The sequence below is a fragment of the Polaromonas sp. P1_G2 genome (assembly GCF_056405515.1).
Genome location: NZ_JBFUBY010000210.1, coordinates 1 through 12,106, shown reverse-complemented (window position 1 = coordinate 12,106; position 12,106 = coordinate 1). Strand labels below are relative to the sequence as shown.

At 62.7% G+C, this 12,106-nt stretch carries 13 protein-coding genes; 5 read left to right on the top strand and 8 right to left on the bottom strand.

The genetic code is table 11. The annotated features are described in order from the left end of the window. The coding region (locus AC1D0P_RS18675; RefSeq protein WP_477678121.1) for a DEAD/DEAH box helicase at positions 1-1,642 on the bottom strand (1,642 nt) is incomplete at its 3' end. 236 nt (positions 1,643-1,878) lie between these two features. On the opposite strand from AC1D0P_RS18675, the gene AC1D0P_RS18670 reads away from it, so the two are divergent. From AC1D0P_RS18670 to AC1D0P_RS18660, 3 genes are all read left to right on the top strand, one after another. Continuing rightward, positions 1,879-2,301, top strand: a complete 423-nt coding sequence (locus tag AC1D0P_RS18670; protein WP_477678120.1) for a YybH family protein — start codon at positions 1,879-1,881, stop codon at positions 2,299-2,301. Positions 2,302-2,412: 111 nt separating this feature from the next. Next, positions 2,413-2,844: a YybH family protein gene (locus AC1D0P_RS18665; protein ID WP_477678119.1), complete on the top strand. Its 432-nt coding sequence runs from the start codon at positions 2,413-2,415 to the stop codon at positions 2,842-2,844. A 337-nt stretch (positions 2,845-3,181) separates the two neighbouring features. Beyond that, complete coding sequence (locus AC1D0P_RS18660) at positions 3,182-4,237, top strand: hypothetical protein (protein ID WP_477678118.1); 1,056 nt, start codon at positions 3,182-3,184, stop codon at positions 4,235-4,237. 57 nt (positions 4,238-4,294) lie between these two features. Here the strand turns inward: AC1D0P_RS18660 and AC1D0P_RS18655 are convergent, their stop codons facing one another. The 4 genes from AC1D0P_RS18655 to AC1D0P_RS18640 form a co-directional block, all read right to left on the bottom strand. Continuing rightward, positions 4,295-4,546, bottom strand: coding sequence for a GlsB/YeaQ/YmgE family stress response membrane protein (locus tag AC1D0P_RS18655; RefSeq protein WP_477678117.1), 252 nt, complete (start codon positions 4,544-4,546; stop codon positions 4,295-4,297). A 255-nt stretch (positions 4,547-4,801) separates the two neighbouring features. After that, positions 4,802-5,212, bottom strand: coding sequence for an Hsp20/alpha crystallin family protein (locus AC1D0P_RS18650; protein WP_477678122.1), 411 nt, complete (start codon positions 5,210-5,212; stop codon positions 4,802-4,804). Positions 5,213-5,329: 117 nt separating this feature from the next. Continuing rightward, entirely contained in the window at positions 5,330-5,767 is a 438-nt protein-coding gene (locus AC1D0P_RS18645) for an Hsp20/alpha crystallin family protein (RefSeq protein WP_477678116.1), read from the bottom strand. Between the two features lie 323 nt (positions 5,768-6,090). Then, complete coding sequence (locus AC1D0P_RS18640; protein WP_477678115.1) at positions 6,091-7,143, bottom strand: threonine synthase; 1,053 nt, start codon at positions 7,141-7,143, stop codon at positions 6,091-6,093. 55 nt (positions 7,144-7,198) lie between these two features. Here AC1D0P_RS18640 and AC1D0P_RS18635 point away from each other — a divergent pair, with 55 nt between their 5' ends. Continuing rightward, positions 7,199-7,831 (top strand): helix-turn-helix transcriptional regulator, encoded by a 633-nt coding sequence (locus AC1D0P_RS18635; RefSeq protein WP_477678114.1) that lies wholly within the window; start codon positions 7,199-7,201, stop codon positions 7,829-7,831. A gap of 123 nt (positions 7,832-7,954) precedes the next feature. On the opposite strand, the gene AC1D0P_RS18630 is transcribed toward AC1D0P_RS18635, so the two are convergent. From AC1D0P_RS18630 to AC1D0P_RS18620, 3 genes are all read right to left on the bottom strand, one after another. Then, positions 7,955-9,229, bottom strand: a complete 1,275-nt coding sequence (locus AC1D0P_RS18630) for a HipA domain-containing protein (RefSeq protein ID WP_477678113.1) — start codon at positions 9,227-9,229, stop codon at positions 7,955-7,957. Beyond that, on the bottom strand, positions 9,226-9,504 hold the full coding sequence (locus AC1D0P_RS18625; protein WP_477678112.1) for a helix-turn-helix domain-containing protein: 279 nt from the start codon (positions 9,502-9,504) through the stop codon (positions 9,226-9,228). Before AC1D0P_RS18625 ends, AC1D0P_RS18630 begins: the two co-directional genes overlap by 4 nt. Positions 9,505-9,567: 63 nt before the next feature. After that, the gene (locus tag AC1D0P_RS18620; protein WP_477678111.1) at positions 9,568-9,798 is read right to left on the bottom strand and encodes a hypothetical protein; all 231 of its coding nucleotides are present in this window, start codon (positions 9,796-9,798) and stop codon (positions 9,568-9,570) included. Here AC1D0P_RS18620 and AC1D0P_RS18615 point away from each other — a divergent pair. Next, a complete protein-coding gene (locus AC1D0P_RS18615; protein ID WP_477678110.1) occupies positions 9,797-11,899 on the top strand; it encodes a D-(-)-3-hydroxybutyrate oligomer hydrolase in 2,103 nt (700 codons plus the stop codon). The two genes, AC1D0P_RS18620 and AC1D0P_RS18615, sit on opposite strands and share 2 nt — an antisense overlap. Positions 11,900-12,106: the final 207 nt, after the last annotated feature.

Genomic DNA, 12,106 nt, shown 5'->3' with positions numbered 1-12,106 from the left:
GGTATGGAGCATGCTTGACCATATAGTCGAGTAAAAATACCCCGGTCTCTGGAAGGAGACCGCTATGCCCTACAGCTCGGCCAATGGAGGTCGCAACCAAAGCCCCGGCACTTGTTTCAAGTAAGAACCCCTTTGCCAACAGCCCATCTACGGCAGAGCTAATTTTTGTTGGCCAAGTCTTAAATGCGGTGAGATTTCGATCCTCCTCTCTGAGTGCACTGAACGTAGTGCATATCAACTTCTCTAGATCAGCGCGACTGCTGCACAAATTTGATGAAACAAGTTGAAGTGAAAGTTGATTGAATCGAGCGGGTGTGACTCTTGGTTCAATTGTTGCAAGCTCGCTAAGAGCTAGGAATTTTTTTGCGAGATTTAATTGCAGAGCAGAGGAGAAAAGGATGACTCTTCCCTGGTCGTGTGTAAAACCCATTCGGCCAACGCGCCCTGCCATGTTATGAAACTCCGAAGTTTCTATGGGCACATAAGTTTTCCTATTTCCATCCCATCGCGACCAGTCTGCGAAGACGGCGGCCCCAAGCGGAAAATTCACCCCTGCCGCTAGCGTTGAGGTAGCGAATACAACGTCCAATTTTCCGTCGAGCAAATGCTTCTCGATAACGTTCCTTTCTTCATCCATGAGATCGGCCGTATGAATTGCTATCCGGTGTTCTAAAGTTCCAGCTAAAAAGGTATTTGCCGAAGTTTCAGGAAGGCCATCGAAGGCAAGAGACAACTGGCCTTTTTTTCCGGCATGCATGGTTTCGACAAGTTTGGTCGCAAGATCAAAGGTGTCTTGTTTTTTCATGCAGAAGACGATGATTGGAGTTGGCGGATTCTTCTCCTTCAAAAGGCTGATCACACATGCAATGGGGTCTTGCCTTGCGCCGGCGGGCAAGGGGCGGCCATCAATGACTTCATCTGGATCCTCCGTGGTGACCGTTAGCATCCGATCCGCAGTCCAACATTCATACCGCAAATGCTTCTCTCGACGATGTTGAATAATTAGCTCCACTCCGAGCCAATTTGCCAACTCACCTGCATCTTTTGGTTTAAGGACCGCTGATAGGCCCACGAACTGTTGCCATCCGGCATTTCGTAGCAAGGTCAGCAGAACTTCCACGCTTTGACCTCTATTCGAATCTCCGAGCAACTGGATTTCGTCACAGACTATTACGGTGTCTCTCATATCACTAGGTACGCCTGAAGCCGAGAGTAGCGCCAAAAATTTCTCATAGGTGGCTACTAATAACGGCGCTTGCAAAGGATCTGCTGGTGAGTTTCCCTCGGCATCTTCCACGTAGTCGCCGGTGGCAATGACCAGCGAACTTTTGTTGTCGCCGAGATATGGCGTTAGCAGTTGTGATTTGAAGTCTTCGAACTTTTGCTTAGCCAAAGCTCGATGAGTAACTAGATAGACAGTCCTGCAATGCGCCTCGAGACTCCTGGAAATCGCCCATAAGCCAATCAGAGTTTTGCCGGTAGAGGTAGGCGACACAACGAGCATGCTCTTGCCATGACCGACGCCAGCCTCCAGTGCTGCATATTGCACATCACTGAGAGCAGGCTCCCCGTTTTCCTCAAAAAGTAGATTCTTGAGCGCCGACTCCGATAGCCCATGGTTTTCCGGCAATTTGTGTTTCATAGCGATCCGTCCCAGTTCCTAACAATTTGTCACAACATCATGGCTATGAATGTGTGGCGAAGCTAGGGTGCTTCTGCGGGCTAGGTAGCGAGAAGGTACGTATTCACGGGAGTTTTGCAGGTGAATATTCACCAAAACACCCACGCAGTGCGATTTCTCCGCTTTCCCCCTCCTCCCTTGTCCTACGCGGCCGCCCCATGCGGCGGGCTTAGCGTGTCCTTTTAAGGAGAGACACCATGAGCCAACAGCAGCAGGATTTCAAAACTTTTATGAAAGAGCGGCAGCAGGTCGCCGCCGCGTATGTGAGTGGCGACGCGGGTCCGCTGGGGCGCATCGTGGCGCAGCAGTCGCCGGCCAGTTTTATGAGCCCGGGCGGCGGCGTGGTGAAGGGCACCCAAGCCGTATGGTCGCGTTATGAGAAAGATGCCGGCCGGTTTGAGCCGGGCAGCACGACCGAACTCGAGATCATCGACATGGCGGCGGGCGACACCGTCGCCTACTGGACGGGCATTCAACAGGCGCAGGCGCGCATGAAGGGCCAGGCCGAACCGGTGGCGAACAAGCTGCGGGTGACGGAGGTGTTCAGGCGCGAAGGGGATTCGTGGAAGCTGGTACACCGGCATGCCGACCCCTTGACTGACGCCAAAGCGCCGCACTAGCGCCGGTAGCTTTCTCCACGCCGAGCAGGGAACCTCAAGCCGCTGATCCCTTGTCCTACGCGGCGCTTCGCGCGCCGGTCTTACCTTGGCCTTTTGACAAGGAGCAGCAAGATGGCTACTACTACCTCTCACAAAGCACAGCAGGAGTTCAAGACCTTTATGAAAGAGCGGCAGCAGGCCGCGGTCGCGTATGTGAGCGGCAATGCCGGGCCGCTGGCGCACATCGTCGCGCTGGAATCCCCGGCCACCTTTATGGGCCCGGGCGGCGGCATGGTGAAGGGGACGCAGGAGGTCTGGGCGCGTTATGAGCGCGACGCCCTGGTGTTCGAGCCCATAGGCACGACCCAGCTCGAAGTCGTCGAGATGGCGGCGGGCGACAGCGTGGCTTACTGGACGGGTTACCAGAAGGCGGTGGCACGCATGAAGGGCCGCAGCGATGCCGTGGCCATGACCTTGCGGGTGACGGAGGTGTTTCGGCGAGAGCGGGATGCGTGGAAGCTGGTGCACCGCCACGCCGACCCGCTGGCTGAAGCCAAGATGTAAAAATGTAGCCCCCACGCTCCCCCACTTCGTGTGGCCTTCGGCCTCTGTCCCTGCCCCTTTCATCACATAAGGGGCCGCTGCGCCTGAGGCCCGGCAAAGCCGGTTCCTCGGCCCTTGCTGGTAAAGACGGAACGCCGCATTGCGCGGTTTCGCCGTTGCGGTACCAGCCCTTGGCCATGCCCGGATAAGTCGCAACAAAGGAGCCGCAATGCCGATCCTGCCGGGCATTAGTTCCCCTTTTTTCTGGCTTCTTCCCATCCAATCGAAGGATGGCTGCGCGTAAACCTTGTCCCAAAATGAAACGGCTTCAAGGTTGACCCACATCAAGGAGGAAGACATGCTGATATTCACGAACAGGGAGGTTGATGACAGCAAACGGGATGAAACCGCGTTTGGCCGCGCATTCAAACCGTTTGACACCCGGCTGGGCCTCGCAACGGTGGAAAAACGCGGTGGATCGAAATGGCAGTTGACGAACGTCGATGCGGACGTCAGCGACCAGGATGCGCGCGACGCGCTGGGGCCTTTGTTCAATGGGCGAAAGCCGGTGCTTGTCTACATCCACGGCAACAACAATTCGCCGGCCAAATGTTTTGAGCGCTGTGACCGGCTGCGTGCGATATACGGCGTGGAGGTGGTGGGCTTCTCCTGGGCATCGGAAGGGTTCACGCCCGAAGGCCCCTCACTACCGGGCGTGCCCGTGCCGGAGACCGACGACGAGGACGACCTCAAGGGCATCAAGGGCGGCAATGGCGGCAACACGGAGAAAGCCGGCATCCAGGGGAAGATCCGGCGCTACCACCAGGCCAAAACCAATGCGCAACATTCGGCGCAGGCCCTCGCCAGGTTTCTGCGCATGACGGCCGCCGCCAGGCTGATCGCCAACCAGCCTTTCACGCTGGCCGCGCACAGCCTTGGCGTCCACTTTCTCCAGAACTCACTGGACGTCAGCGGCGCGTCGGAGTCGCTTGCCACGGCGCACAACGTCGCGCTGCTCGCGGCCTGCGCCCGCGCCGCGGGCCACGCGGACTGGCTCGCCAAAATCCGCCCCAAAGGCCAGGTGTTTGTGACCTACAACAAGGGCGACACGGTGCTCTTCGCGGCGAACGTCGCGGACGGGGCGCAAATCAAGCTGGGCGGCGACCTGAGCGAGTTTTCACAAATCCCCGGTGTGCGCTACATCTCTTTCACGGGCGGCCAGGTGGGCGCCTGGGGGCATCGCTATTTCCTACGCGACAACATGCCGGACAAAGCCCTGAAGATTTTCACGCGGATGTTCAGTTCGGAGAGGGACATCCAGGACGGCGAAATCCCGCGCAAGATTTACCCGGTGGGCTGCGATGCGGACGGGCGCATCTGCTACATGGCCGGCCCGGCTGTTGAAGACCGCTGAGCGTTGCCGCCTCTTGCGCCGGGGCGGGATGGGGCTGCCGGCGTCGTCCAGCATCGACTAGTTCTTGGCCGACACCAGCCGGTAGGCGACGAGAAGCACGAGGGCGCCCAGCACGGCGGCGATAAAACCCGCGGTCTCGCCGTTGCGGTACCAGCCCATGGCCATGCCTAAATAAGTCGCGACAAAGGAGCCGGCAATACCGATCAGCACGGTGATGATGAAMCCGCCGGGGTCGCGGCCGGGCATCAAAAATTTGGCGACGAGGCCGATGATGAAGCCGATAAGAATGGTCCAGAGGATGGTGGTCATGCGCTTCTCCTGGTGGGTGGGTGGCAGGCGGGTTGCCTGCTTGCCAGCGTGGCGGGGCCGGGAGGTGCGGCTTATCGGCGGGGAATCCGCGGGGATGTAGGAGAAGGACTTTGCTCCTTCCCCCCCGCTGGGGGAAGGTTGGGATGGGGGCTGGCGGCGCTCGAGTTGCGCCGAGGCTGATCAAAGGCCGCTGGCCCCCACCCCACCCTCCCCCAGCGGGGGAGGGAGTAAATGCCAAAAGGGCGTGGCCCTCGCTCAGGTCACCTTGACGTTGATGCGGCGCGGCTGTGCGTGCGCGGCTTTGGGGATGCGCAGCTTGAGCACGCCGTGGGTGAGCTCGGCGGTCACGTTCTCGGTGTCCAGTTCCTTGCTGAGGCTGAAGACGCGGTGAAAACGTCCCAGGCCCACCTCGGTGTGGCTGGACTGCAAGCCTTCGGGCGCGGCCAGGGCGGACTCTGCCTCTATGGTCAGGGTGTCGGCCTCGACCTGGAGCTTGAGGTTCTCCCTGGGCACGCCGGGAAGGTCGGCATAGAGGGTGATGCCGGTGCTGTCTTCGAGCACGTCGACGGGCGGCGTGAGGGTGGCATTGGCGTAGCGGGCCGGCTGCCTTTGTTGTTGCTGCTGCCGCGTGACCTCGGTGGATGACGAAGACGTGCCGTTCTGCATGGCGTCGTTGCTGTTGTTGCCGCGGCCGTTGCCGGTGGTGGTGCCGGCCTGGCTGGATTTGCTGCCGAACATGGTGGGTCTCCTTTCTTTCTCTGTCTGTCTGTGTGGTGACGTCGGTTAATGGATGGTGATGCGGCGTGGCTGGGCGGCCGCGCGGCGCTGGATGCTGATGTGGACCAAGCCGTCCTTGAAGCTGGCCTCGACGGCGTCGGGGTCGGCGTCTTCGGGCAGGCTGATCACGCGGCGGAAGCTGCCGGCGAAACGCTCGTTGATGTGCAGGGTGGACTGCGCGCCGTCTTCAGGCAGCTGCGACTTGCGCTCGCCGGCGATGGTGAGCATGCCGCGCTCGAGGTCGATTTCGAGCGATTTCGGGTCGACACCGGGGGCGAAGGCATAGACCTCCACCGTCTGCGGCGTGCCGCCTATGTTGAGGGCGGGAAAGCCGCCGCGGCCGAAGCCGCGGATGTTGGGAGACAAGTCGAGCGCCTGCTGGATCTCACGTTGCAGGCGGTCCATCTCCCCGAACATGTCGTAGGGAAACAGCGATCGAAACATGGCGATTACCTCCATTCAGGTTGAACATGGTCATTCAATGAAGGGGCGCCGGACCGGCGGCTCAGCGCCCGGATGGAGGAAGTATGAATTCGCCGGAAAATTTCAAGAGGGGTGTTGGCGGATTTGCGTTTGCCTGCATTTGAAGCGGATTGTTGCAAGGGCGGTTTCGCTTTGCTCCTTCCCCCGCTGGGGGAAGGTTGGGATAGGGGCCGGCGGCGGTTGAAGTTGCGCCGGAGCTGTTCAATGGCCGCTGGCCCCCACCCCACCCTCCCCCAGCGGGGGAGGGAGTTGAATCGGGGAGAGGGAATCAATCGGGGAAAAGGCTACTCCGCAAACAGCTCCGTCATGAACTGCGTCGACTTCAGCCCCGTCCCCGTCAGCAGCACCACCGTGGTCTCATTCGCCTGGATGGCGCCCGAGGCGTGCAGGACGTCGAGCGCGGCGGCGGCCGAGGAACTGGTGGGTTCGGCGTACAGGCCGGTGGCGGCCAGGCGGCGCACGGCGGTGGCGATCTGTTCTTCTGTTAACGCCACGGTCCCGCCGCCGGATTCGCGCAATGCTTTGAGCAACTCGGCCAGGCGTATCGGCTGCTTGATGGCCGTGCCTTCGGCGATGGTGGGTTTGACGATGCGTTCCACGGGCCCGTCGCTGCCGGCCGTAAAACTTGCGTCAATCGGCGAGCAGTTGAGCGGCTGGGCCGCGAATAGTTTGGGCAGCTTTTTGATCTGGCCCGAAGCCAGCAGCTCGCTGAAGCCGATGTGGCAGCCCAGCACATTGCTGCCGGCGCCGCAGGGGATGATGATGTTGTCGGGCGCCTTGAAGCCGAGGTCTTCCCACAATTCATAGGCGATGGACTTGGTGCCCTGCAGGAAGAAGGGGTGCCAGTTGTGGCTGGCGTAAAAAATCTTCTCCGACTGGCGGATGGCCTCGTACTCGGATTCCTCGCGCGGGCCTTCGACGAGCTGCACCTCGGCGCCGAAAGCGCGTATCTGCGCGACCTTGGGCAGGGGCGTGTAACCGGGCGCGAGGATCTTGACCTTGATGCCGGCCGATGCGCCGGCGGCGGCAATCGCCGCGCCGCCGTTGCCGGAGCTGTCTTCAAGGATGTGCTGGATGCCGAGCTGTTTGAGGAAGGACACCATGACACTCGCGCCGCGGTCCTTGAAGCTGCTGGTGGGGTTGAACCATTCGAGCTTGAACAGCGGCGACAAGCCGCCCCAGGATTTTTCGACCAGGGGTGTGCAGCCTTCACCCATGCTGGCGCTGCTGGCTATGTGCAGCGGCAGCGCGGCACGGTAGCGCCAGATGGAGCGTTCACGCGTGTCCTCCCCCGCTGGGGAGGGTTGGGGTGGGGGGCCAGCGCCCGTCAAATTCACACACTGCGATACCATGGCCAACCAGACAATTTGTCTGAATTCCGAAACCACCGCCATGCCCAAGACACCCGCCCAGCCCTCGAACAAGCACCTGCTCGCCGAGCTCAAGAATATTGCCGAAGGCCTGGGCAAGACCTTCGCGCCGTTTTGCGAGGTGGTGGTGCATGACCTCACACACCCGAAAAACGCCATCCTCGCGATCGAGAACAACCTGAGCGGGCGGCGCGTGGGCCAGCCCGCAACCGAGCTGGGCCTGGCGCGCATCCAGGACCCGGATTACCCGGCGGTGATCGCCAACTACGCCAACCAGTTCGCCGACGGCCGCAAGGTCAAGAGCACCTCGGTGGGCATCCGCAATGAGGCCGGCGAGTATGTGGCGGCCATCTGCCTCAATGTGGACCTGACCTTGTTCAACGGCTTCCAGGCCGCGATGTCGCAGTTCACCGCGATTGAAAGCAGCGCCGTGACGGAGACGCTGGACGCGGCGAACGCCGACCGCATCCACCAGTGCATAGACGAATTCGCCGCCGCGCGCGCCACCACCTCGCGCTCGCTGCGGCCGGCTGACCGCAAGCAGCTGGTGCAGGACTTGAAGAAGGCCGGCTACCTGGAGATACGGCGTGGGGCGGAGATCGCTGCTGCGCATATGGGAGTCTCGCGCGCCACGGTGTACAGCGACGCGAAATAGCGGCCAAAAAGACCCTGCGCGGCGTTGCAAAGCCTCGCCGGGGGTCTACCCCGTCTGCGTTTTGCGCCTTGCTCAGGGCCTTTTTGACGCGCTATTTGCTTTGGAAACCGGCCTCGGTGGGTTTCAACCTTCCGCGATGCGCTTGGCCGCCTGCCGCGTGGTCTTGAGTACCAGCTTCTGCACGCGCTCCACCAGGGTCTTGGCGCCATGCGGCAGCGCGGGCGCCAGGGCCGCGGCGGCGCCCTCCAGGGCGGCGGGGATTTTTTCGGCGACGTCTTTCGCGGTGGCCAGGGTGAAGGCGGCGCCCATGCCCAGTTCGGCCGCCATCTGCCGCACGTGGGCCTGCGTGACACTGCCGGGCCGGGTCTCGCCCCCGATGGCAAAGGCGAACTCGCCGGAGAGCCCGGGATAGATGCGGGTGCACATGAGGTCGTAAAACGGTGTCAGGCGCACGCCCTGGCCGGGCGGCTGGTAGACCGACAGGTTTTTGGCGTGGCTGTCGTTGTTGCCGGTGTAGAGGTTGAAGAACACCCAGCGCAGCAGGTTCAGCAGATCGACGGCGGGCGCCGAACTGTATTGCCGCACCAGCCGCGCGCACTGCGCCAGGCCGGGGCCGCCTTCCTTCTCGTATTTTTTGTCGGACACCACGCCGCTGAGCTGGCACAGGTCGTACTGGATCAAACGGCCCAGCCTGCCGCCCTCCTGCGGCACGCGGTCAAAGCGCTTGACGACGCAGGCGCGGGTGTGCGGCTCGTAAAACACCTCGGCCGTGGGCAGGCCGCAGCGCGCGGCGGCGAGCATGAGCAGGGTTTCGTTCGCGGCCGAATGCCAGACCTCGGGCAGGCGCCGGATGTCGGGTTTGAGGATGTGGCTGGATGGGGAGGTGCCGCGCGCGAGCTGCGGCACGCCGTCGGCAAAAATCGCGATGGAGGTTTTGTCCTGCGCGCCGGCCAGCGAGATGCGGGTTTCGCGGCCCTGGATGTCGATGGCCGCCGACTTGCCGGCCAGGCGCTGGGCCAGGGCTTCCCAGCTGGTCGCCTCGTAGCGCGGCCCCTCGGGCCTGGCACCGGCCGGCAGGATGACAAAGCCGCCGGCCGTGTCGCCCGCCGTCTCCAGCAGCAAGCCGAACAGGGTGGAGGCCTTGCGGCTGATCGCCAGGTAGCTGCGCAAATCGCCTTCGGGCAGCAGGTTCTCAAAAAAGGCCTGCACGGCCGGGGCGTCGCTGCGGCCGATGGCCAGGGTGATGCCGGCCACCTGGGCGGGCTCCCTCCGCGCCAGCCATTCGGCCGAGTATTCGAAAGACAGCGGCGAGCTGTCGTGGACCGAGCCGACCCGCTCTTCGTTGAAAAAGACGTCGAGGCGGGAAGGCTCCGCCGGGGTGGTATTGATGGTGGTCATGCCTGGCCGCCTGCTTTGGGACGCACCACCACTTCCAGGCCCAGCAGGTTCAATACGTCGAGCACCTTTTGCAGCTGCACGGTCGGCTTGCCGCGTTCCAGCTCGATGACAAAGCGGTTGCCGGTGCCGCCCAGCCCCGCCACGTCGACCTGTTTGAGGGCCAGCCTGTGCCGCCGCTCGCGCACCAGCTCGCCCAGGTCGGCGGCGGACCGGACGATGGCGCCTTGAGAAATTGAAAAATTACCGATCGGGATGTTTTCTTCAACGGAAGGCATAGGATGATCCATAGTTACCGATCGGTAAGTTTAGGGGTCTTTCGCAGCAGCTGTCAATAAAAGTTACCTATCGGTAACTTTGAGGGAAAACCGGATCTGGTTTATCCGCGGATGACACAGATGACGGAGGTTGAAGAAAGGCATCTGCGGCATGGCCGCAGCAAACAGGCCCTTGGCCGGAACAGAGGCAAAACCCTTACAAATCAAATCGCCAAAACCGCGCAGATAGGCGTCCTTGCCCCGATGATGATGGGCGCTCCAGCCAGCGCGACAACACCAAACGGAGGACGCCATGAAAACCACCCCCATCACCACAGGCCTGGGCCTGCTCACGGCGGCCGCGCTGCTGGCCGGTTGCGCCGGCGGCGCGGGCGACCCGATCAACACCAAGCCCAGCTACCTGGGCCCCATCACCATGGGGGTGTATGACGGCGGCAACGACGACCTGCTGACCGCCGGCCTGGGCAAGACCGGCCTGGGCGGCGCCGCGCCACAGCCGCTGGACCCTTTGAGGCCGACGGCGGCCGAGCTGCGGCGCATCGCGATCTATAACAACTACCGCGCCATCCTCGACATCTCGCCGGCCGGCGGCTACGGCACGCTTTACGGCCCGAACGTGGATGCGCGCGGTGTGGTCACCACCGGCGAAGGCAAGATCGCCGGCAGCGAATTCATCGCCTACTCGGACGACGGCAGCGGCCGGCACAACGTGACCATGATGGTGCAGGTGCCGGCGAGCTTCAACCCGGCGAATGCCTGCATCGTGACCGGCACCTCGAGCGGCTCACGCGGCATTTACGGCGCCATCGGCTCCTCGGGCGAATGGGGTTTGAAGAACGGCTGCGCCATGGCCTATACCGATAAGGGCACCGGCAGCGGCATGCACGACCTGCAGAACAACACGGTGCACCTGCAGAACGGCCTGCGCGCCGATGCAGGTGCGGCCGGCGCGGCCTCCAATTTCACGGCCGCCCTGAGCCCGACGGAACGCACGGCCTTCAACGCGGCCACGCCGAACCGCTTTGCCGTCAAGCACGCGCATTCGCAGCAGAACTCCGAGAAGGACTGGGGCCGCTTCACGCTGCAGGCGGTGGAGTTCGCCTACTTTGTGCTGAATGAACGTTATGGCGCGCCCTCACGCGACGGCAGCGCGCGCCTGCGGACGCTGAACCCGTCCAACACCATCGTGATCGCCTCCAGCGTCTCCAACGGCGCCGGCGCGGCGCTGGCGGCGGCCGAGCTCGACACGCGCGGCCTGATCAGCGGCGTGGCGGTCGGCGAGCCGCAGGTGCAGCTGGTGCCCGACGCGCGGCTCAGCGTACGGCGCGGCAACACGACGCTGGCAGGCACCGGCAGGCCGCTGTACGACTACACGACGCTGGCCAACCTGCTGCAGCCCTGCGCCGCGCTGCTGTCGCCCACGACCAATGTCTTCAACACCATCAACCCGGCCATCGCCGCCAACCGCTGCGCCGCGCTCAAGGCCCAGGGCCTCGTCAACGGCAACACGCCGGCCGAGCAGGCGGCCAGCGCCATGTCGGTGCTGCAGGCCGCGGGCTGGCAGCCCGAAAGCAACGACCTGCAGGCCTCGCACTATTCGTTTGCCACGCTGCCGGTGGCGCTGACCTATGCCAATGCCTATGGCCGTGCCGGCGTACAGGACAACCTGTGCGGCTACAGCTTTGCCGCCACGGCCCCGGCCACCGCGCCCGTGCCCAATGTGCCGGTGCCCGCATCGGCCGCCGCGCTGGCGACTTCTTTCGGCACCGGCAACGGCGTGCCGCCCACGGTGGGTGTCAACATCGTCAACAACGCCAGCCTGGGCGGCCCGCTGCTGGACGCGGCCTCGGTGTCGGCCGGCAATGTGCAGGACTACAACAGCGCCGGCGCGCTGTGCCTGCGCGCACTGGTCAGCACCAACACCCCCGACGCCCTGCGCGTCCGCGAGGGCATACAGCAGGTGCTGCGCAACGCCAACCTGCAGGGCAAGCCGGCCCTGATCGTGCACGGCCGCTCCGACACGCTGGTGCCGGTGGCCTTCACCTCACGGCCGTATTTCGGCCTCAACAAGATGGTCGAGGGCCGCAGCAGCAAACTTTCCTACATCGAGGTCACCAACGCCCAGCACTTCGATGCCTTCCTGGGCTTTCCGGGTTATGGCGCGCGGCTGGTGCCGCTGCACCGCTATTTCATCCAGGCCATGGACATGATGTATGCGCACCTCAAGACTGGCGCGCCGCTGCCGGGGAGCCAGGTGGTGAGGACGGTGCCGCGGGGTCAGACTGGCAGCGTTGCCAATCCGATTACGTTGGCGAACGTGCCGGCTATTCAGTTGGTGCCAGGAGTGGGGGATCGGATCACGTTTGAGAATAATGTTGTGACGGTTGCGGATTAAGGCCGGGTCTTGCGCCGGCTGTCCGCGCTTCCTCTGTTCTCTCTTCTTGGTTCTGCTGGCCGGGGGTAGCCCGGCGGCTACTCACTTTTAGCGAAACCCGCAAAGCGAGTTTTCTTTTGTTCGTCAAAAGGCGCGCTACGCGCGCGGGGTTTGCTCACTTCGCGAAGCGAAGTTACGCAAACACCAAAAGTAAGCAAAAGAAAAGGC

Bases quoted from the DNA above. Each gene is read 5' to 3' on its own strand.
- AC1D0P_RS18670 (WP_477678120.1), top strand. From the start codon at position 1,879: ATGAGCCAACAGCAGCAGGATTTCAAAACTTTTATGAAAGAGCGGCAG.
- AC1D0P_RS18665 (WP_477678119.1), top strand. From the start codon at position 2,413: ATGGCTACTACTACCTCTCACAAAGCACAGCAGGAGTTCAAGACCTTT.
- AC1D0P_RS18660 (WP_477678118.1), top strand. From the start codon at position 3,182: ATGCTGATATTCACGAACAGGGAGGTTGATGACAGCAAACGGGATGAA.
- AC1D0P_RS18650 (WP_477678122.1), bottom strand. From the start codon at position 5,212: ATGCAGAACGGCACGTCTTCGTCATCCACCGAGGTCACGCGGCAGCAG.
- AC1D0P_RS18645 (WP_477678116.1), bottom strand. From the start codon at position 5,767: ATGTTTCGATCGCTGTTTCCCTACGACATGTTCGGGGAGATGGACCGC.
- AC1D0P_RS18635 (WP_477678114.1), top strand. From the start codon at position 7,199: ATGCCCAAGACACCCGCCCAGCCCTCGAACAAGCACCTGCTCGCCGAG.
- AC1D0P_RS18630 (WP_477678113.1), bottom strand. From the start codon at position 9,229: ATGACCACCATCAATACCACCCCGGCGGAGCCTTCCCGCCTCGACGTC.
- AC1D0P_RS18625 (WP_477678112.1), bottom strand. From the start codon at position 9,504: ATGCCTTCCGTTGAAGAAAACATCCCGATCGGTAATTTTTCAATTTCT.
- AC1D0P_RS18615 (WP_477678110.1), top strand. From the start codon at position 9,797: ATGAAAACCACCCCCATCACCACAGGCCTGGGCCTGCTCACGGCGGCC.
- AC1D0P_RS18620 (WP_477678111.1), bottom strand. From the start codon at position 9,798: ATGGCGTCCTCCGTTTGGTGTTGTCGCGCTGGCTGGAGCGCCCATCAT.